Annotated in this window: 13 protein-coding genes; 4 read left to right on the top strand and 9 right to left on the bottom strand. The window is 67.9% G+C overall.

The genetic code is table 11. The features are described 5' to 3' along the window. Positions 1-114: 114 nt before the first annotated feature. A complete protein-coding gene (locus ACXRVZ_RS23855) occupies positions 115-2,154 on the top strand; it encodes a M13 family metallopeptidase (RefSeq protein ID WP_457423724.1) in 2,040 nt (679 codons plus the stop codon). A 691-nt stretch (positions 2,155-2,845) separates the two neighbouring features. Here the strand turns inward: ACXRVZ_RS23855 and ACXRVZ_RS23850 are convergent. Continuing rightward, complete coding sequence (locus tag ACXRVZ_RS23850) at positions 2,846-4,669, bottom strand: S8 family peptidase (RefSeq protein ID WP_457423720.1); 1,824 nt, start codon at positions 4,667-4,669, stop codon at positions 2,846-2,848. A gap of 395 nt (positions 4,670-5,064) precedes the next feature. On the opposite strand from ACXRVZ_RS23850, the gene ACXRVZ_RS23845 reads away from it, so the two are divergent. Next, complete coding sequence (locus tag ACXRVZ_RS23845) at positions 5,065-5,535, top strand: hypothetical protein (RefSeq protein ID WP_457423718.1); 471 nt, start codon at positions 5,065-5,067, stop codon at positions 5,533-5,535. Here the strand turns inward: ACXRVZ_RS23845 and ACXRVZ_RS23840 are convergent. Then, positions 5,525-5,968, bottom strand: a complete 444-nt coding sequence (locus tag ACXRVZ_RS23840) for an HIT family protein (protein ID WP_457423716.1) — start codon at positions 5,966-5,968, stop codon at positions 5,525-5,527. The two genes, ACXRVZ_RS23845 and ACXRVZ_RS23840, sit on opposite strands and share 11 nt — an antisense overlap. Then, the gene (locus ACXRVZ_RS23835) at positions 5,965-9,822 is read right to left on the bottom strand and encodes a DUF3683 domain-containing protein (protein ID WP_458232904.1); all 3,858 of its coding nucleotides are present in this window, start codon (positions 9,820-9,822) and stop codon (positions 5,965-5,967) included. Before ACXRVZ_RS23835 ends, ACXRVZ_RS23840 begins: the two co-directional genes overlap by 4 nt. A 48-nt stretch (positions 9,823-9,870) precedes the next feature. Between ACXRVZ_RS23835 and ugpQ the strand changes: the two genes are divergently transcribed. Together ugpQ and ACXRVZ_RS23825 are read left to right on the top strand one after the other, a co-directional pair. After that, on the top strand, positions 9,871-10,617 hold the full coding sequence (gene ugpQ, locus ACXRVZ_RS23830; RefSeq protein ID WP_457423712.1) for a glycerophosphodiester phosphodiesterase: 747 nt from the start codon (positions 9,871-9,873) through the stop codon (positions 10,615-10,617). A gap of 120 nt (positions 10,618-10,737) precedes the next feature. Next, positions 10,738-12,162 (top strand): glycoside hydrolase family 28 protein, encoded by a 1,425-nt coding sequence (locus ACXRVZ_RS23825; protein ID WP_457423710.1) that lies wholly within the window; start codon positions 10,738-10,740, stop codon positions 12,160-12,162. A gap of 32 nt (positions 12,163-12,194) precedes the next feature. Here ACXRVZ_RS23825 and ACXRVZ_RS23820 read toward each other — a convergent pair whose 3' ends face one another. From ACXRVZ_RS23820 to ACXRVZ_RS23795, 6 genes are all read right to left on the bottom strand, one after another. After that, positions 12,195-15,071 carry a TIM-barrel domain-containing protein gene (locus ACXRVZ_RS23820; protein WP_458232903.1) on the bottom strand — a complete coding sequence of 959 codons (2,877 nt, stop codon included), beginning with the start codon at positions 15,069-15,071 and terminating at the stop codon, positions 12,195-12,197. 5 nt (positions 15,072-15,076) lie between these two features. Then, positions 15,077-17,329: a glycoside hydrolase family 3 N-terminal domain-containing protein gene (locus ACXRVZ_RS23815; RefSeq protein WP_458232902.1), complete on the bottom strand. Its 2,253-nt coding sequence runs from the start codon at positions 17,327-17,329 to the stop codon at positions 15,077-15,079. A 215-nt stretch (positions 17,330-17,544) separates the two neighbouring features. Next, positions 17,545-18,117, bottom strand: a complete 573-nt coding sequence (locus tag ACXRVZ_RS23810) for a GNAT family N-acetyltransferase (protein ID WP_457423704.1) — start codon at positions 18,115-18,117, stop codon at positions 17,545-17,547. After that, positions 18,114-19,394 carry an MFS transporter gene (locus ACXRVZ_RS23805; protein WP_457423702.1) on the bottom strand — a complete coding sequence of 427 codons (1,281 nt, stop codon included), beginning with the start codon at positions 19,392-19,394 and terminating at the stop codon, positions 18,114-18,116. Before ACXRVZ_RS23805 ends, ACXRVZ_RS23810 begins: the two co-directional genes overlap by 4 nt. Before the next feature lie 105 nt (positions 19,395-19,499). Beyond that, on the bottom strand, positions 19,500-19,883 hold the full coding sequence (locus ACXRVZ_RS23800; RefSeq protein WP_457423700.1) for a PPC domain-containing DNA-binding protein: 384 nt from the start codon (positions 19,881-19,883) through the stop codon (positions 19,500-19,502). Beyond that, positions 19,880-21,343 (bottom strand): gamma-glutamyltransferase family protein (locus ACXRVZ_RS23795; protein ID WP_458232901.1); only part of this gene is annotated, 1,464 nt, incomplete at its 5' end. The genes ACXRVZ_RS23795 and ACXRVZ_RS23800, both read right to left, overlap by 4 nt.

Genomic DNA, 21,343 nt, shown 5'->3' with positions numbered 1-21,343 from the left:
CTCAGAACAGGCGGCGGCCCGGGTGGAAACCCCTGGCTGCGTCCCGTGTCTTCCGGTCGGCGCAGGGTTGCGGCGCTCTAATCAGCGCCTCCCATCGCTCTGCGCACCACCCTCATGCCCAGCTTTCCCCGCCACCGCCTGGCCCTCGCAGCGACCCTGCTCGGCCTGGTTGCTGCCCCCACCTTCGCCCCCGCCCTTGACCTGAGCGGCCTGTCCAGGGACGTCCAGCCCTGCGACGACTTCTATGCCTTCGTCAACGGCAACTGGGAGGCCGCCACCGAGCTGCCCGCCAGCCGCGCCCGCGTCGGCAGCTTCGAGCAACTGCGCCAGGCCAACGACGAACTGCTGAATCGGGCGTTGCAGGAGCTGGCCGACAAGCCCGCGCAGCAGACCACGCCCGGCCTCAAGTTGATTGCCAGCTACTACGCCAGCGGCATGGACGAACTCGCCATCGAGGCGCGCGGCCTGACGTCGGTCACGCCGCTGCTGAACCGCATCGACACGCTGCAACGCCGCGAGGACCTGCCCGCCCTGCTCGCGCTGCTGGCGCGCGCTGGCGTGGCCGCGCCGCTGGGCTGGGCCGTGCAGCCCGACCGCAAGGACACGCGGCGCAACGTGCTGGCGCTCAGCCAGGCCGGGCTGGGCCTGCCGGACCGGGACGACTACTTCCGAACAGATGAGCGCACGGTCGGCGTCACCGCCGCCTACCGGACGTTTGCGAAGACGCTGCTGAGCGCCTCAGGCCGCCCGGCGGGCGACGCCGAGCTGGACGCGCTGCTGGCCTTCGAAGCCCAGCTGGCCGAGGTTTCGCGCGAACGCGCCAGGCTGCGCGACCCCAACGCCAACTACAACCCGATGACGCCGGCCGAGCTGGCCGCTGCCGCGCCGGGGTTGGACTGGCAGAGCTATCTCGCTGTGCTGACGGCCGGCGCCAAGCTGCCGCAGCGCCTTCTCGTCGGCCAGCTGGAGTTCGCCGCCCGCGTCGGCAAGCTGGCTGCGGAGACGCCGCTGGAGGTCTGGCGCAGCTACCTGGCCCTGCGCGTGCTGGACACCGCCGCGCCTCGCCTGCCCAAGGCCTATGCCAATGCCTCGTTCGAGTACCGCGGCAAGGCCATCACCGGCCTGCAGGCGCCCGCGCCACGCACGGAGGACGTCATCCAGCAGATCGGCGGCCGCACCGGCGGCGAGCCGGTGGCGCTGGCGCTGGGCGAGCTGTTCGTCGCCCGCGCCTTCTCGCCCGAGGCGCAGCGGCGCGCGCTGCTGCTGGTGGACGACGTGCGCGCCAGCATGAAGGAGCGCATCGAGAAGCTGGAATGGATGACGCCGCCCACCAAGGCCAAGGCCCTGGAGAAGCTGGCGCGCATGCAGCCCATGATCGGCGCGCCCGAGAAATGGCCGCAGTACGAGGGCCTGCAACTGAGCGGCAACGACTACGCCGGCAACTGGCTGAAGGTGGCGCTGTGGCACAGCGGCCAGCAGATGCGGGACCTGGACGCACCGGTGGAGCGCGGCCGCTGGCGCACCAGCCCGCACATCGTCAACGCGTTCGCGGGCGGGCTGAACCAGATCACCTTCCCGGCCGGCATCCTGCAGCCGCCCTTCTTCGACGCAAAGGCGGACGACGCGGTGAACTACGGCGGCATCGGCATGGTCATCGGCCATGAGATCACCCACCACTTCGACGACAGCGGCCGCAACTACGACGCGAGCGGCTCGCTGACCGATTGGTGGACGCCCGCCGATGCGGCCGGCTACAAGGCGCGCGCCGACAAGGTGGCCGAGCGCTATGGCGCGATCTCGCCGCTACCTGGCTACAGCATCAACGGACGCCTCACGCTGGGCGAGAACATCTCCGACATCTCGGGCTTGCCCATCGCGTACGAGGGGCTGCAGCGGGCCTTGAAGCGCAGCGGCGGGGCGGACAAGAAGGTCGACGGCTATACGCCGGCACAGCGCTTCTTCCTCAGCAATGCGCTGGTGTGGCGCACCAAGGTACGCATGGAGTTCCTCATCAACCAGCTGCGCACCGACACGCATTCGCCGGCCAAGTACCGGGTGCTGACGCCGATGAGCAATGCGGTGTATTTCGGGCAGGCGTTCTCGTGCAAGGCGGGGAGCGCGATGGTGGCGAGTGATCCGTTGACGGTTTGGTGAGTTGGTTGGTGTTGGTGTTGGTGGTTGCTTTTGCGGAGAGCGTGCGTCTTCTCGTTGCATTGCCGGGAGTCCCGCCCGGCGGCGGGGTAACTTTCTTCTGCGGCGCCAGAAGAAAGTCACCAAAGAAGAGGCGCTGAACCGCACACCAGCACCACATGCACGAGCTGCGCCGTGCAACGGCCTCTGGTTGAGCGGGACGACGCGAGCCGCTGCGCTCTCGCTGCTGTCCTTGTCACCAACACCATCCATTGCAGCAGCGGGCCGCCTAACGCGCGGCTGCACGCCGGGCTCACGAGCAATACCAAAGACAGCGCCGCTCGGGCGACGCGATCACCGCGCAGCATCCACCGGAGCGTCGCCCCAGCGACGCGGCAATTCCTGGTGAGCCCGGCGTGCAGCCGGCGTTAGGCGGCGTGAAGGGGCGCGCGATGGCACTCGTCACAAGGACAGCAGCGAGAGCGCAGCGGGTCGCGTCTGGGCACGATCCACTGCCAAGCGCGACAGGCCGCTGGAGTGCGGATTCAGCGCCTCTTCTTTGGTGACTTTCTTCTGGCGCCGCAGAAGAAAGTTACCCGCCCGCCGGGGCGGACTCCCGGCGCGATGCAACGAGTCAAAAGGCTCATCGCAAAAGCAACCGCCAAACAAAAAAACGGAGCCGAAGCCCCGTTTCCATTTCAACAGCCCAAGCTCCTCACCACTGCAGCTTCAACGTATACGCCCCCGTGCCGCTGTACCTCAGCACCTGCACATACAGCGTCACCGCGCTGCTGCCGCCGTTGGCATAGCTGGCGCTGTCGACCTGCCCCGCCGCCTTTTCGCTCTTGGCCAGCGTCGTGCCCGAGCTGTTCTTCACGTAGAGGTCGAAGTCGGTGCTGCCGTTGCTCATCGTCAGCGTCGAAGCCAGCGTCTTGCCGGCCGGCAGCGTCACCTTGAAGTAGTCGGTGTCGCTGCTGGAGCTGATCGTGCCCGCCACGTTGGCCGGTGCCGAGACGGTGTTGGCCGTCGCGATGCTGCCGTTGGACTCGGTCTCGTTGACCGTCGGCAGGCCGCCCGTGCCGCTGATGGCGGCCACCGCCGCCGCCGCGTCGAGGATGCCCGAGCCGCACTGCGAGCAGGTGGCCGGGAAGGCGCGCGCGCTGCTCTGCAAGGCCGCCTTGATCTGGTCGGGCGTGGCCGTGGGCTTGGCACTCAGCATCAGCGCGACGACGCCGGCCACATGGGGCGTGGCCATGGACGTGCCCTGGTAGTAGGCGTAGCTATCGGCGCCGGGCGCCTGCGTGCCGGCGTTCAGCGTGCTGAGGATGCCGTTGCTGCTGGACGAGCGCACGTCGCCGCCCGGGGCCGCCAACGCGACGATGGCGCCGTAGTTGGAGTAGTAGGCGCGGCCGCCGGTGCGGTTGGTCGCCGCCACTGTGATGACGCCCGAGCAGTTGGCCGGGCTGGAGTTGCTGGCGTTCTGGTTCTCGTTGCCAGCCGCCACGACGACGACGGTGCCGCGCGAGCGGGCGCTGTTGATGGCGTTCTGCGAGGTGGTGTCGCAGGAGCCGCCGCCGCCCAGCGACATGTTGATGACACGCGACGGCGTGGCGTTCGCCGGCAGGCCGGAGACGCTGCCGCCGGAGGCCCAGATCATGCCGTCGGCGATGTCCGAGGTGTAGCCGCCGCACTTGCCCAGCACGCGGACGGGCTGGACCTTGGCGTTGAAGGCGATGCCGGCCACGCCCGTGGCGTTGTTGGTCTTGGCGGCGATGGTGCCGGCGACGTGGGTGCCGTGCCAGCTGGAGCCGTAGGCGGGGTCGCCAGCCGCGCATTGGTTGGCCGCCGTCCAGTCGCCAGGGTCGCTCGGGTCGTTGTCACGGCCGTTGCCGTCGGCGGCCACGGTGGTGTCGTTGATCATGTCGTAGCCGGCCACCGTCTGGCCGGACAGGTCGGCGTGCGGGCGGATGCCGGTGTCGATGACGGCCACGACGATGCCCGAGCCGGTGGCCAGGTCCCAGGCGGCCGGAGCGCGGATGCCGCCGGTCGTCTCGTACAAGTCCCACTGCGAGTTGTAGCTCGTGTCGTTGGGCGTGAACAGCGGGTACATCTTGCGGTCGGGCTCCGCGTAGGCGATGTTGGCGTCGCTGGCCTTCAGCTCGGCGGCCAGGCGCTCCAGCTCGCCGTGCGACAGGGTGCGGTCGAGCTTGAAGACATGGGCGCCGGTGCCCGTCTGGCGCAGCAGCCGGGCCTGTGCACCGCGCTGCGCGAGCGCGGCGTTGATGGCGCCCAGGCGGCCGGACAAGGCCGTGGCGTCGACGCTGCGGGCGCGCAGCACGCGGTTGTCCGTGGCATCGGCCTCAGCAGCGTCGCGGTAGCCGACGATCAACCGGTCGGTGGCGGGTGCTGCGCGCTGTACGGCGCTGGCAATACCCAGATCGACCTGGGCGTTGGACACACCGGCCTGGCCGGCTCCCGCCGCCAGCAGGCCGCAGGCCAGCGCGATCAGGGATCTCCTGTTTGCAAAAACGTTTCTCATGGTGGTTCCGCAAAAGTCGCCGTGGCGGACGGCAGCCGGCTCGGCCCGTGGGATCTCCACATCAGGGGGCGCCACGTTGTTCACGGGTTGGCGCGTTCCGAAGCGGCCTGCAGTTTTGCGATTTCACGAAACCTCGCTTGTCACCGCACGCAGGGACGTGAACGCCCCGAGCGGGCAAGTCCGGATGGCAGCAAATCGTGACGAATGACATGGCGCCACCGCCCGCGCGAGTTCGTCGCGAGTTCAGTTCAGGCACCGTTTTTCACGGGCCGTCGCATGCGGGCAGCAACTCATCACTTGCGCCTTGGGGCCGCTCAACCGTGCGCCTAGCCTGAGCACAGGTCAGCGCAATTCCGCGTCTGCCAGCCCCCACCCGCAACGCCCAGGAGTTCCTCATGTCCGCAAGCACTTCCACCATCACTTCCACCCGCAGCCTGTTCGCCACTCTCGCCACGCTGACGCTGGCCGCCGCGCCCGCATTCGCGCAGTCCAACGCCATGGAGCGCGTCGAGGTGCGCGGCCGCGTTGTCGAAGCCACGCCGCGCCACGACGTGCATACCGCCTGCGCCAGCATGGACGAGCAGCTGCAAACCGCGCTGGCCCGCACCTGGGCTGAAGAGGGCCGCTACGGCGAGGTCAAGGTGCAGCTGGTGCTGGAGAACGGCCGCGTCGGCAGCGTCAAGACCAAGGGCGTCTCCAACACCGTGGCGCGCAAGGTGCGCGCTGCCGTGCACGGCTTGGAATGCGTCCGTCAGGACACGGCCGGCGCCGAGATCTACCGCTTCAGCGTCGACTTCATCGACCCCAACGCCCCGGCCAACAGCGACACGCGCACCGCCGCGCGCAGCGTCCGCATCAACGGCTGAGCGCCTGGGCGATTGCCGAGTCCACCGCCGCCAGCGGCTGCGCCAGACGTGCAGCCGCGCCACCCGGCACGTCGTCGCGCTGAGCGGCCGCCCACACAGGCGCGGGGAAGTGGCTGTCCCAGTCGAAACGGGCGATGACGTGCCAGTGCAGATGCGGCACGACATTGCCCAGCGTGGCGAGGTTGACCTTGGTCGGCGCGAGCAAAGACCTTAGAACCCGCTCGATCTCGGTGACAGCGTCCATGCAGGCGTGTCTATCGGTGACCGACAGGTCGCTGAACTCGGCGACATGCGCTGTCCAGATGAGACGGTAGAAGGCCGGGAAGCGCCGCGCCTCGTCGCCATCGACCACACGCACGACGCGGAACTGCGGCGTGCGGGCGACGACGAAGCCGCCGTCGCCGTCACACAGCGGGCACAACACAGCGCTCAAACGAGCACCCGCTCGATGCCGCCGTTGTTGGCCTTGGCCACGTACTCCGGCATCCAGTTCGGGCCGAGGATCTGGCGGGCCATCTCGACGACGATGTAGTCGGCTTCCAGCAGCCCGTTCTGCAGGTCGTTGCCATAGCGGCTCAGGCCTTGCAGGCAGCTCGGGCAGGAGGTCAGGATCTTCAGATTCTCGTCCGCGCCGACCTTGCCGGCCTCGCGCAACGCCGTCTCGGCCTTGAGTAGTTCCTCTTCCTTGCGGAAGCGCACCTGCGTCGAGATGTCCGGCCGCGTCACGCCCAGCGTGCCGCTCTCGCCGCAGCAGCGCTCGTTCTTGACGACGTTCTCGCCCACCAGTGCCTTCACCGTCTTCATCGGCTCCTGCAGCTTCATCGGCGAATGGCAGGGGTCGTGGTACAGGTAGCTGGTCTTGGAGCCGAGCGTGATGCCCTTCTCCAGCAGGTACTCGTGGATGTCGATGATGCGGCAGCCGGGGAAGATGTCCTCGAACTTGTAGCCCTGCAGCTGGTCATAGCAGGTGCCGCATGACACCACGACGGTCTTGATGTCGAGGTAGTTCAGCGTGTTGGCGACGCGATGGAAGAGCACCCGGTTGTCGGTGATCATCTTCTCGGCCTTGTCGAACTGGCCCGAGCCGCGCTGCGGATAGCCGCAGCACAGGTAGCCAGGCGGCAGCACCGTCTGCACGCCGGCATGCCAAAGCATGGCCTGCGTGGCCAGGCCCACCTGGCTGAACAGGCGCTCCGAGCCGCAGCCGGGGAAATAGAACACGGCCTCGGTCTCGCTCGCCAGCGACGGCGGGCGAATGATGGGCACGTAGTCCTTGTCCTCGATGTCCAGCAGCGCGCGCGCCGTCTTCTTGGGCAGGCCGCCGGGCAGCTTCTTGTTGATGAAGTGGATGACCTGTTCCTTGATCGGCGCCGAGCCGACCGTCGCGCGTGGCGCGGCCGTCTGCTTGCGGCCAGCCGGCTTGAACAGGTCCACTGCAAAGCGCTGCAGCTTGAAGCCTATGCCCACCATCGCCGTGCGGGCCAGCTTGATGGTCTCGGGGTTGGTCGCGTTCAGCATGAACATGGCCGCCGCGTTGCCGGGGCGCCAGGTCTTCTGGCCCATCTTGCGCAACAGGTTGCGCATGTTCATCGTCACATCGCCGAAGTCGATGTTGACCGGGCACGGTGAGAGGCACTTGTGGCAGACCGTGCAGTGGTCGGCCACGTCCTCGAACTCCTGCCAGTGCTTGATGGACACGCCGCGGCGCGTCTGCTCTTCGTACAGGAAGGCCTCCACCAGCAGCGAGGTCGCGAGGATCTTGTTGCGCGGGCTGTAGAGCAGGTTGGCGCGCGGCACATGCGTGGCGCAGACCGGCTTGCACTTGCCGCAGCGCAGGCAGTCCTTGATCGACGCGCTGATCGCGCCGATGTCGCTCTGCTGCATGATCAGCGACTCATGCCCCATCAGGCCGAAGCTCGGCGTGTAGGCATTGCGCAGGTCGGCATCCTTGAGCAGCTTGCCCTTGTTGAAGCGGCCTTCCGGATCGACACGCAGCTTGTAGGCCGTGAAGTTGGCCATCTCGTCGTCGGTCAGGAACTCCAGCTTCGTGATGCCGATGCCGTGCTCGCCGGAGATGACGCCGTCCAGCGAGCGGGCCAGCACCATGATGCGTGCCACGGCCGCATGGGCCGTCTGCAGCATCTCGTAGTTGTCGCTGTTGACGGGGATGTTGGTGTGCACATTGCCGTCGCCGGCATGCATGTGCAGCGCCACCCAGACTCGGCCGCGCAGCACTTCCTTGTGGATGCTTCGCACCTCAGCCAGCAGCGGCTCGAACGAGGCGCCGCTGAAGATGGCTTGCAGCGGCTTGAGGATCTGCGTCTTCCACGAGGCGCGCAGCTCGTGCGTCTGCAGGCCTTCGAAGAATTCTGTATCCAGCCCGTCCAGCCACTGCTGCCACAGGCTGCCCACCTCGCGCAGCAAGGCCAGCGCCTGCTGCACGCGGTCTTCCAGCAGCTCGGCGCTCGGGATTTCGCCCGCGTCGTCGCTCTTGCCCAGCGGCAGCTTGCCGGTAGTGAACAAGGCTTGCAGCGCCGTCACCAGCGCCAGCTTGTTCTTGAGCGAGAGCTCGATGTTGATGCGCTCGATGCCCAGCGTGTACTCGCCCATGCGGTGCAGCGGGATGACCACGTCCTCGTTCACCTTGAACGCGTTCGTGTGCTTGCTGATGGCGGCCGTGCGCTTGCGGTCCAGCCAGAACTTCTTGCGCGCGTCGGCGCTGACGGCAATGAAGCCCTCGCCCGAGCGGCCGTTGGCCAGGCGCACGACCTCGCTGGTGGCACGCGCCACGGCATCGGCGTCGTCGCCGACGATGTCGCCCACCAGCACCATCTTGGGCAGGCCGCCGCGCTTGCTCTTGGTCGCGTAGCCCACGGCCTTCAGGTAGCGGTCGTCCAGGTGCTCCAGGCCGGCCAGCAGCACGCCCGTCTCGGCGATCGAGAACATGTAGTCCTTGATGTCGACGATGCTGGGCACGCAGTCCTTGGGGTTGCCGAAGAACTCCAGGCAAACGGTGCGCACATGGGCCGGCATCTTGTGCACGATCCAGCGCGCGCTGGTGATGAGGCCGTCGCAGCCTTCCTTCTGGATGCCCGGCAGGCCGGCGAGGAACTTGTCCGTCACGTCCTTGCCCAGACCCTCCTTGCGGAAGACCCGGCCGGGGATGTCCAGGCGCTCGGTCTTCTCCAGCTTGGTGCCGGAGGCGTCGAAGTAGCGCAGCTCGAAGCTGGCCACCTCCACGTCATGGATCTTGCCGAGGTTGTGGTTCAGGCGGATCACCTCCAGCCACTTGGCCTCGGGCGTCACCATCTTCCAGCTGGCCAGGTTGTCCAGCGCCGTGCCCCACAGCACGGCCTTCTTGCCGCCGGCGTTCATGGCCACGTTGCCGCCGATGCAGCTGGCCTCGGCCGAGGTCGGGTCCACGGCGAACACGAAGCCATGCTGCTCCGCCAGGTCGGCCACGCGCTGAGTGACGACACCGGCCTCGCTGAAGATGGTCGGCACCTCGCGGTCCAGGCCGGGCAGCACCAGCATCTCGACGCCGCGCAGCGCTTCCAGCTTCTCGGTGTTGATGACAGCGGTGTTCCACACCAGCGGGATCGCGCCGCCCGTGTAGCCGGTGCCGCCGCCACGCGGGATGACGGTCAGGCCCAGCTCGAAGCAGGCGCCCACCAAGCCGGCCATCTCTTCTTCGGTGTCCGGCGTCAGCACGACGAAGGGGTACTCGACACGCCAGTCGGTCGCGTCAGTCACATGGGACACGCGCGACAGGCCGTCGAACTTGATGTTGTCCTTGGCCGTGTGCTTGGCCAGCGTCTTGGATGAGCGCTTGCGCAGCACGGCCACGCGCTCGAACATCGTCGCGAACTCGGCCACGGCTGCCTTGGCGGCCGTCAGCAGCTCACCCACGGCCGCGTCGCGCTGGACGTCGGCGCCGGGGTCGCGGCGCTTCTCCACCTCACCCAGGCGGTGATGCAGAGCCTCGATCAGCTGGTCGCGCCGGCGCGGGTTGTCCAGCAGGTCGTCCTGCAGGTAGGGGTTGCGCTGCACCACCCAGATGTCGCCCAGCACCTCGTAGAGCATGCGCGCGGATCGACCCGTGCGCCGCTCCAGCCGCAATTGGTCCAGCAACTGCCAGGCGCGAGAGCCGAGCAGGCGGATGACGATCTCGCGGTCCGAGAACGAGGTGTAGTTGTAGGGAATCTCGCGCAGGCGGGGAGCGTCGCCTGCGTGGGCGGTGTCGGCTGCAGCAGCGGCAGCCGGCATCAGGGGATGCGGTGCGTTCATAGAGGAGAGGGATCGTATCGCAGGGGGTTTCACCCCAGAATGCGCTGGATGAAGCCCTGGCCCTATCCCCTTTGGCTTGCCCACCGTGGCGCGGGCAAGCTCGCCCCGGAGAACACGCTGGCCGCGTTCCGACTTGGGGCGGGTTTTGGCTTTCGAGCCTTCGAATGCGATGTCAAGCTCAGCCGCGACGGCGAAGCCTTTTTGCTGCATGACGACACGCTGGAGCGCACGACGAGCGGCCACGGCTCGCCCAACGACGTCGATTGGGCCGAATTGGCGCGCCTGGACGCCGGTGGCTGGCACAGCGCAGCCTTCGCAGCCGAGCCGCTGCCGACGCTCGATCAGATCGCCGCCTTCTGCCGGGCCAACGGCTGCGCGCTGAACATCGAGATCAAGCCCTGCCCTGGCGTCGAACGCCTGACCGGCGAGGTCGCCGCGCGTGAGGCCCAGCGCCTGTGGGCCGGCGCCGCCGTGCCGCCGCTGCTGAGCTCGTTCAAGGTCGAAGCGCTGGAAGGCGCGCGTGCTGCTGTACCCGCCCTGCCCCGCGCGCTGCTGCTGGACAAGCTCTGGGACGGCTGGGCCGAGGCCGCCGAGGCGCTGGGCGTGGTCGCCGTCATCACGAACTGGCGGCTGATGGATGCGGCTCTCATCCAGCGCCTGCACGCCTGTGGCTGGCGGGCGCTCGTCTACACCGTCAACGACGCGCCGGTCGCCGAACGGCTGATCGCCGACGGCATCGACGGGCTCATCACGGACGCCGTCAATCGCCTGGGGCCAGGCGGTACCGCTCGCTAGCACCGACCCGTACTTCACGGCATGGCCGAGCTGGCTGAGTGGGTTGAGGAGAGGACGGCCTGCCGGCCACACAGGAAACGATGCGAAAGTGCACGAGCTGCCGAAACCCGTCCGATGACCATGACCCACCATCCCACACGCCGCGAGATGCTGCGCGCCACCGGCGCCGCTGCTGCCGGATCCGCCTTCCCTGCGCTGGCTGCCGCGGCGCCGGCTGACGCCTGGGACCGTGCCGCCGAGATTGCCCGCACGGTCAAGGCGCCTGAGTTCCCGGACCGCGACTTCGACGTCACCGCCTTCGGCGCCGTCGGTGACGGCCTGACGCTCGCGACCGAGGCCATCGCGAAGGCCATCGATGCCTGCCATCGGGCGGGGGGCGGGCGGGTCGTCGTCCCGCAGGGTCGGTTCCTCACGGGCGCCGTCCACCTGAAGTCCAACGTCAACCTGCACCTGTCGGACGGCGCCACGCTGCTGTTCGCCACCGATCCGAAGCACTACCCGATCGTCTTCACGCGCTGGGAGGGCATCGAGCTGATGAACTACTCGCCGCTGGTCTACGCCTACCGACAGAAGAACATCGCCATCACCGGCTCGGGCACGCTGGACGGTCAGGGCGGCGACAGGCACTGGTGGCACTGGAAAGGTCGGTGGCGCGGCACCGTCGACAGCGGCTGGCGTGAAGGCATGCCCGACCAGCGTGCGGCGCGTGCGCGGCTGTTCAAGATGGCGGAAGACGGCGTTCCAGTCGAGAAACGCGTGTTCGGCGACGGCGACTACCTCAGGCCTTCGTTCATCCAGCCCTACGACTGCGACAACGTCCTCATCGAAGGGGTCAAGCTGCGGCGCTCGCCCTTCTGGCAGGTCCATCCCGTGCTGTGCCGCCAGCTCATCGTCCGCGGACTCGACATCCTTGGCCACGGCCCCAACAACGACGGCTGCGATCCCGAATCCGTCGATGGCGCCATCATCGAGCACTGCACGTTCGACACGGGTGACGACTGCATCGCCATCAACTCGGGCCGCAATGCCGATGGCCGCCGGCTGGCGGCGCCGTCACAGAACATCCTCATCCGCGACTGCCGCATGAAGGAAGGCCACGGCGGCGTCGTCGTCGGCTCGCAGATCTCGGGCGGGGCGCGGTGGATCTTCGCCGAGCGCTGCGCGATGGACAGCCCCGACCTCTGGTACGCGATCCGGTTCAAGAACAACGCGCTGCGCGGCGGCCTGCTGGAGAACTTCTACTACCGCGACATCGAGGTCGGCCAGGTCAGCAAGGCGGCGGTGACCTGCGACTTCGACTACGAGGAAGGCGGCAACGGGCCGTTCGTGCCCAAGCTGAGGAACATCGTCATCGAGCGGCTGCACGTCAAGGTCGCTCAGCGCGTGCTGGACAGTCGCGGCCTGCCCGGCGCGCCGATCACGGGCATCACGCTGCGTGATTGCAGCTTCGACGGCGTGCGGCAGGCCAGCCTGCAACGCCACACCGAGGGCGTCCGGCTCGAGAACGTGCGCGTCAACGGCAAGGTGGTCACGGCGCTGACCTGACCGCTGGGCCGTGCCTCAGCCGCGACGCCACCTCAAGGCGCCTTGACGACGATGCGTTCTCCGGAATAGGTCACGGGAATGGCGGGCGCGTCGAAGTCGACGGTGCGGTCGCCGGGTTTGAGGAAGCGGATGTTGAAGGTTCTCTTCGTCACCATGCCTGCATAGCCCCCGGAGCGCGGCCCGATGGTGACTTCGGCGCGCTTGTCGTCATAGACGAAAGGGATGCGCGTGTACTGGCCGGCCTTGTACGAGTTCGAGACGCCGTCGTCTTCGTAGAGGCTGTAGCGGCCATCGGCGCCGGCATAGACATAGATGGTGAGCGGCGCATCGGGCTTCTCGTCCACATATTGCGTGACGGGTCCCATCGGCACGATGCCGCCCGCTTTGATGAACAGCGGCATCTGGTCCAGCGGCGCCGCCACGGTTCGGGTCTCGCCGCCCTTGACCGCCTCGCCCGTCCAGGCGTTGAACCAGGTCGACGCGCCAGGGAAGTAGACCGTGCGGGACGCCGCGCCATACCGCGTCACCGGCGCCACCAGCATCGATTGGCCGAACAGGTACTGGTCGGCGATCTTCTTGGCCGTGGCGTCGGCCGGGAAGTCGAGGGCCAGGCCGCGCATGATGGGCGCGCCTTCGTAATGGCTGTCCGCGGCGGCCGTGTAGATGTAGGGCATCAGCCGGTAGCGCAGCTCCAGGAACCACACCAGGTTGGCCCGCATGGCGGACCCCTCGGGCGAGATCTCGTGGATCTCGCGCTTCACGCCTTCACCGTGGCTGCGCATCAAGGGCGAAAAGGCGCCGAATTGCCACCAGCGCTGATTCAGCTCCTGCCACTCCTTCAGGTCTTCGGCGGTGCGCACGCCACCCGCCGCGCGGTTCTCCTGAAGCCCTGCGACCGACTTGTCCTGGAACCGGGCTTCCTGGGAATAGCCGCCGATGTCGTGCGTCCAGTTGGGCACGCCTGAGAACCCGGTCTGCACACCTGCCGAGATCTGCTTGTACAAGCTGTCCCAGGTGCCGACGACATCGCCCGACCACAGTGCCGCCGCGTTTCGCTGCACGCCCGCGAAGCCGGAGCGGGTCAGGATGAAATGGCGCGCGTCCGGGCGGTCGCGTTTCAGGCMGTCGTGCACGGCCTGGGTGCTCATGGTGGCGTAGGCATTGGTCACCAGCGCACCCGGTCCCATCTGCGTCGGCGTGATCAGCTCGGCGAGTTCCTCGGGGCTGGCGTTGGAGCGCACGTCCGGTTCGGTGTTGTCCATCCACCAGGCGTCGAAGCCGAGGTCGACCAGCGGCTTCTTCATCTGGCGGTAGAAGATGTCCCGCGCGTCCTGGTTGTAGGGCGAGAAGTGGCTGTTGAGATGGCCCGCTCCGACCCAATCCTTCATGCCGAGTTCGACATTGCGGCGCCACATATAGCCCTTGGCGTCCAGCTCCTTGTAGTTGGCGGTGTTCGAATAGAACTTGCCCCAGATCGAAATCATGATGCGGGCATGCTGGCTATGCACTTCATCGACCATGCCCTTGGGATCGGGGAAGCGCGCCGCATCGAAGCCATGGCTGCCCCACTGGTCTTCCGGCCAGTAGAACCAGTCCTGCACGATGTTGTCGATGGGCCAGCGATTGGCGCGGTAGGTCTTGAGCACGTCGAGCAACTCGGCCTGCGTGCGGTAGCGCTGCCGGGACTGCCAGAAGCCGTAGGCCCATTTCGGCATCATCGGCGGCACGCCGGTGACTTGGTGGTAGCCGCGAATGACGCCTTGCAGCGAATCAGCGCCGATGAAGTAGTAGTTCAAGCCGGTGCCGGCTTCGGACGCAAAGCGCAGCGAGTGCTTGTCGTCGGCAGGCTCGGGGTCGGAGTGATGCAGCGAGATGAGGCCGGTCGTCGGCCGCCATTCGACATGCAGGCTGACCGGCTTGCCTTGGCTGAACGGCTGCTCGAAATTGTTGTACCAGCCGTTCCAGTTCGCACGCCAGATGCCATGGTCGAAGAGGGTCTTGCCGTCGACCTTCAGCGTTACGTAGTCCGAAGCGAACAGGCGCATCTTGTGCAGCCCCGGCTTGTCGGAAGCGGCCGTGCCTTCCCAGACGACCTTGACCTTCTTGCCGCGGGTGGCTGCGCGGCTGAGCGCGGCGTCGGCGGGCCAGTGTTTGCTGACATCGCTGAGGAACTGATAGCGGATGTCGGGCTCCACGCGGGTCAGGATCAATTGATCGTCGACGTAGTACTTCGCGGTCAGGCCGCTGGAGCCGTCCAGCGCGGTGAGCTTCAAGTCACGACTTGCCAGCCCGAAGCGCTGCGGATTGCCGAAGCGCGTGACGGAGGCGTTGTCCCAGAGCACACCGTAGTTCCTGTCGGACACAACGAACGGGATGGCGATGTCCATGTTGTGCTGGCGCAGCTCGATGTCTTCGCCATTCAGGTCCATCTGGGCGTTCTGGTGCTGCCCCAGGCCGTAGAACGCCTCGGTCGTGCCCCGGTTGAACTGGGCGGAGGGGGCCACAAACGACCGGCCCTCGACCGTGACCGGCTGGATGTCCGCTCTGGCCGTCGTCAGCACGGCGGCGCCCTTGGCGTCACGGAAGGTCACCAAGCCGTCCTTCAGCGACACCTGTGCCGACGCCTTGCCGGCATCGAGCGTCACGGCGTCAGGCCCGGCCTTTACCGTGAAGCGCCCGCTCGGCTTCGCGACGGCCATCAGTGACTCGATCTGCGCACGCGCGGGATCGTCCACCCCGGTGACCTGGATGATGGCCTCCGTGATGGCATTCAGGCGCAGCTCCTTCACGCTGCCCGTGTCGGGTCTCACCACGATGCCCGTAGGCGTTTGCTGGTAGGTGCCGGCGAAGGAAGCCGTCGTCGCCAGCAAGGTGGCGGCGAGCAGGGAAAGCGAAAGGGATGGCGTCATGTCGTTCAGGGCGCGGCGACCGTCAAGGTGGTGGTTTTCAGGTCGACGCTGTTGGGGCCGGCCATGATGGTGAAGGTGCCGGGCTCGACGACGCGCTTCATGTCCATGCCGTAGAACTGAAGTTCTGCTGGCGTGATCGTCAGGGTGACGGTCCGCTTCTCGCCGGGCGCCAGCGTCACGCGGGCAAAGCCCTTGAGTTCCTTGACGGGTCGGGTCACCGAGGAGACGTCATCTCGGATGTAGAGCTGGACCACCTCGTCGCCCGGGCGCTTGCCGGTATTGATGACGTCCACCGAGACCGTGACGCTGTCCGCCGGCGCTATGGTCGCCTTCGACAGACGCGGCTCCGACAGCGCGAACGTCGTGTAGCTCAGGCCGAAGCCGAAGGGATAGAGCGGCGTGTTGTCAGCGCCCAGGTAGCCGCGGCTGGCCGTCGGCTTGGCGTTGTAGTACACGGGCAGCTGCCCCACGTTGCGGGGGAAGCTGATGGGCAGCTTGCCACCCGGGTTGGCGCGGCCGAACAGGATGTCGGCGGCCGCATGGCCGGTTTCCTGCCCGAGGTACCAGCCCTCGATGATGGCGCTGGCCTGGGCGTGCAGCAGGTTGATGGACAGCGGCTTGCCGTTGAGCAGGAAGACGACCGTCGGCTTGTTCAACGCAAAGATGGCGGCTGCCAGGTCGTTCTGCTGGCCGATCAGTTCCAGCGAGTCCCGGTCACCCAGATGGGTGTCCGACCACGCCTCGCGGGTGGTCTGTTCGTTGTCGCCCAACACCATCACGATGGTGTCTGCCGCCTTGGCCGCCTTGACCGCCTCGGCAATGAGGCGGGCGTTGACCGCCGGATCGATGAAGCGCACCTCGTCCGTCGCCCACTCGCGCTTCTCGGTCAACCGCACCGCTTCTCGGTACTCGAAGGCGAAGCCCTGCGCCTTCGCTTCGCCGGCCAGTGCGTCGTGGATGGACACGACATGGCGCGGAATGTCGGAGTAGCCGCCGATGGGCGTGTCCTTGGCGTGCGTGCCGAGCAGCAGCAGCTTGCCCACCTTCTTGCCATCGAGCGGCAGCACCCCGTCGTTCTTCAGCAGCACGACGGATCGCACCGCCGCTTCGCGCGCCAGGGCCACCGCGTCTGGCGTGGCGGTCAGGCCGTCCGCCTTGCTGGCGTCGACGTAGGGGTCTTCAAACAAACCGGCGAGAAACTTCAGCTCCAGGATGCGACGGACGACCTCGTCGATCTCGGTCTCCTTGATGCGGCCGGTCTTCACAAGGCCGACAAGTTGGGGGAAGCCACCTTCATCGGGCGTTTCGATGTCGACCCCGGCGGTGAAGCCGCGGTAGGCCGCCTCCGTCATGTCAGGCACCAGCCGGTGGCGCGACACCAGGTCCGCAATCGCGAAGTAGTCCGAGACCGTGATGCCCTTGAAGCCCCATTCACCGCGCAGGATGGTCTTCAGCAGCCACGGGTTGGCATGTGAGGGGATGCCGTCGATCTCGTTGTACGAAGGCATGACGGCCGCGATCGGCGTCTCGCGGATGATCTTCTCGAATGGCGGGAAGAAGACTTCGCGCAGCACCCGCTCGGAGATCTGGGCCGGCGCGGTGTTGATACCGCGCTCGGGCTGGCCATGGCCGGTCATGTGCTTGAGCGTCGCCATCACCTTGCCAGGCGCCAGCTTGCGTTCGGTGCCGGAAAAACCGGTGACCGCCGCCTTGCCCAACACGCCCATCAGATAGGGGTCTTCGCCGAAGGTCTCTTCCACGCGGCCCCAACGGGGGTCGCGGCAGACATCGACGACCGGCGCCAAGGCGAGGTGGGCGCCCCGCGCCCGCATCTCCCGGGCGCAGACCGAATAGATCCACTCGATCAGCGCCGGGTCGAAGGAGGACGCCAGGCCGATCGCCTGCGGGAAGCAGGTCGCGTCGCGCGCAGCGTAGCCATGCAGGCTTTCCTCGTGCATGAACAGTGGAATGCCCAGGCGCGTGCCTTGCACCGCCCAGGCCTGGGCGGCGTTGACGTAGGCCGCCGTCTCGGCCGCCGTGCGATTGGCCATATCGGCATCTGCACCGGCGTTCAGGTTGTCCACGCCCTTGCGGTCACTCGGGCGGGCAAGCATGCCCACGCCGTTCGGCAGCGCCTGCGTGGCTCGCACCGCGTCGAAGTCGCCGCGTTCGTTCTGCACACGGTTCTTGGCGATCCAGATGCACATCGTCTGGGCCACCTTCTCCTCCACCGTCATGCGGGAGAGCAGGTCGTTCACGCGCAACTCCACGCCTGCGGAAGCCTGCTTGTAGAGTGGCTGATCGGCGGAGGCCGCCACCGCATGGCCTGCCGTGGCAAGCCCGACGGCACCGACGCCTTGGACAAAATTTCGACGCGTCATACCGGCATTCCTCATGGTCTCTTTCGTGGGCGGTTCAGTCTCGGCGGGGACCGAGTATTGCAAGCCGCCGGGCGGGTGCACCTGAATGAACCCTAGGCGATGCGCGCGTAGACCGCCGTGTCCCTGGCGTGCCCATCCACGCCGAGTGCCTCACACCTCAGCACACCTTCCAGCGTGAAGCCGCAACGCTCCGCCACCGCGCGGCTCTTCACGTTGCGCGCGTCGCAGCGGATCTCCACACGGCGCGCCGCCAACGAGTCGAATGCCAGCGCCGTCAACAGGCCCACGGCCTCGCTGACATGGCCCTGGCCCGCCGCCTCGGGCCGAATCCAGTAGCCGATCTCGAAGCGCCGCACGGCCCAGTCCATGCGGTGCAGGCCGGTGCCGCCGAGCAAGCGGCCGGAGCTGCCGTCGGCGCGGCGGGCGTAGATCTGCCAGCTGAGGTCGCGCCGGGCGATGAAGTCGGCCTGCATGCGCCGCACGACCAACTCCGCGCTCTCGGCCGTCGGCGCTTCCTGCGCCCAGGGCATCCACGGCCGCAGATGGGACAGCGACTGCGTGACGACGATGGCCATCTCGGCACCCAGCCCCGCGCGCGGTGCCTGCAGCACGGTGCGCTCGCCGTCGAGGCGCTCGGGAATCTCAAGCAGGAGCGGATCCGTCATGTCGTCAGCACTTCCACGGGTTTGGGTAGTTCGCGCACGCCGCGCAGTACCGGGTGGTTCCAGGCCCACACGGCCGTCAGCACGCAGCCCACGCCGGCAAAACCCAGCGCCGTACGCAGGCCGAAGTGTTCGCCCAGCCAGCCGCCCAGCAGCGCGCCGGGCGCGGCGGGCAGCAGGATGAGCCAGCGCACGGTGCTGGTCATGCGGCCCAGCATGGGCGCGGGCGTGACGGCCTGGCGCAGCGACAGGAAGTTGATGAACATCAGCACCGCGCCCACGCCCCAGCCGAACAGCATCAGCGCGAAACTGGCCACGCCCCAGGGGCCCGACGGCGCGAAGGCCAGCTGCAGCCAGGCCAGGCCGCACAGCGAGAAGCCCAGCACCAGGCAGGGCCCCGGCCCCAGGCGCCGGCTGATGCGGTGGCCGAAGATGCTGGCCAGCACCGTGCCGACGCCGATGGCCACATAGGACCAGCCCACCGTCTGCGGCGCAAGGTGCAGCTCGCGGGTGGCCAGCAGGATCTGCACCACCAGCGCTGCGTTGTGGAAGAGGTTCCAGCCGGCCATGAGGATGGCCATGCTGACGAGCAGTTGCCGCTCGCGCACGAAGCGCAGGCCCGCCTTCAGCTCCGCCCAGAAGTCCTGCGCCTTGCGCGGCGGCAGCGTTTCATCCACGCGGATGCCGCGCAGGATCAGCACCGACCCGGCCAGCATCACCGCATCCACGACCAGCGCCATCGGCGCGCCTAGCAGCTTGATCAGCAGGCCGGCAACACCCGGCCCGGCCACATCGGCGCCGGACGAGGCCAGCGCGTTCTTGGCATGCGCTTCCACCAGTCGCTCGCGCGGCACCACCTGCGTCAGCACGATCTGCGCGGCCGTGCCGGCCGTCGTGTGGACGGTGCCGATGATGAACCCCACGACGTAGAGCCACCCCATGCCCAGCACGCCCAGYCCAGCAGCGACGGGCACTGAGGCGACGGCCAGCGCCAGCGCCGCCTCGCCGCTGATGTAGACGGGCAGCTTGCGCACGCGGTCCAGCAGCACGCCGGCGGGCAGCGAGAACAGCGCGAACGGCAGCACCTCCAGCGCCTGCAGCAAGCCCATCTGGGTGGGGCTGGCGTTGAGCATCACGGCGGCCGTCAGCGGCAGCGCCAGCAGCGTGATCTGGCCGCCGAGGGAGGAGCAGAGGATGGACGTCCACAGGCGCCGGTAGACGGCGTCGCGCAGCAGGTCGGTGGGCGCGAGGACGAAGAACTGGATAAAGCGGGAGAACATGACGACAAGGGCTTGAAGGCTCGACGAGCGGGAGCGCCCCGCTGGGGCTGGACGGCGCAGGCAGGGCCGTCAGTCGAGGTCGAGCAACTTGGTCATCGCCGAATGCTAGCAGCGCGGCTTGACGGTGAGTTCCGCGTAGCCGGTGGCGGCGTCGAACTCGCGCGCCAGCGTGCCCACGGGCAAGGGCGCCACCAGCAGCTCGGCCGTCGTGCGCACCGTGCAGCCGGCGCAGACATGCCCGCCGAGCACGCGGCCGGCGGCATCGGACACGCTGGCATGCAGGTGGGCCCCGTCGGGCGACAGGCTGCCACTGAGCGTCAGGATCTCCAGCGGCCCGGCGATGTGCGTGGGCGCGGCTTCGCCAGCGAAACGCAGCTGCGCCTGCGCGAGGCTGCCGATGCCGGCGACGACAAAGCCCGTGCGCCCGCCGGCCTCCAGCGCGCCGCGCAAGTCGTCGCCGGGGTTCAGGCGCAGCGCCTCCACGCTCACCAGCCCACCGCCGCGCCGTCGCGCCGCGGGTCGCTGGCGGCCACATAGCCTTCAACACCCGGGTCGCCCAGCCGCCAGATGAACTGGCCGGCGCCGAAGTCCTGGTAGCTGTCGTGGATGTCGCCGATCTGGTGGCCGCGCGCGCGCAGGCCCTCAATGGTGGCGGCGGGCATGTGAGCCTCGACGTTGATCGACAGGCCCTCGTTGAAGCGCCAGCGCGGGCCATCGCAGGCGGCTTGCGGGTTCTGGCCGTAGCAGAGCATGCGCACCAGCGTCTGCATGTGGCCCTGCGGCTGCATGTTGCCGCCCATGACGCCAAAGCTCATGACCGGCGCGCCGTCCTTGGTCAGGAAGGCCGGGATGATGGTGTGGAAGGGCCGCTTGCCCGGCGCGACCTGGTTGGGGTGGCCCGCCTCCAGCGTGAAGCCGTGGCCGCGGTTCTGCAGGCTGATGCCATAGCCCGGTAGCACCACGCCCGAGCCGAAGCCCATGTAGTTGCTCTGGATGAAGCTGACCATCATGCCGCTCTCGTCGGCGGCGGTCAGGTAGATGGTGCCGCCCTTGACGGGGTTGCCGGCACCGAAGACCTGGGCGCGATGGGGATCGATCAGCCTGGCGCGTTCGGCCAGGTAGCCGGAGTCCAACAACTGCGCTGCGCTGACCTGCATCGCGCCGGGTTCGGCCACGTAGCGGTAGGCGTCGGCGAAGGCCAGCTTCATCGCCTCGATCATCAGATGCTGGGCCTCGGGGCTGTCGACCGCGTGGGCCGTGACATTGCAGTGCTCCAGCAGGCCCAACGCCATCTGCGCCGCAATGCCCTGGCCATTGGGCGGAATCTCGTGCAGCGTGTGGCCGGCGAAGTCCTTGGCCAGTGGCGTGACCCATTCGGGCCGATAGGCCCCGAGGTCGGCCTCGGTCAGCGCGCCGCCGGTCTCGCTCGCAAAGCGGGCCAGCGCCTGGGCGATCTCGCCACGATAAAAGGCCTCGCCCCTGGATTCGGCGATCAGCTTCAGGCTGCGCGCCGCATCGGCAAAGCGGAACAGCTCGCCCACCTCGGGCGCGCGGCCTTGCGGCAGGAAGGCCTGCGCAAAGCCGGGCTGAGACGTGAGCTCGCTCAAGGCTGCGGCCATGGCCCACTTGCCCTGCACGATGGGCGGCACGGCATAGCCACGCTCGGCAATCTCGATGGCGGGCTGCAGCAGGTCGGCGAACGGCAGCTTGCCGAAACGCTCGCTCAGTGCGGCCCAGGCTCCCACCGCGCCGGGCACGGTGACCGAGCCCCAGCCGCGCTTGGGCATGACCTGACCCTTGAAGAACTCCGGCGTCCACGCAGCAGGCGCAGGGCCCGACGCATTGAGCCCGTGCAGCCGCTGGCCGTCCCACAGGATGCAGAAGGCGTCCGAACCCAGGCCGTTGCTGCAGGGCTCCAGCAGCGTCATGCAGGCTGCGGCAGCAATCGC

This window comes from Roseateles sp. P5_E8 (assembly GCF_054177665.1).
The sequence above is the reverse complement of the archived record's forward strand: the minus strand, read 5'-3'. Positions and strand labels throughout refer to the sequence as shown.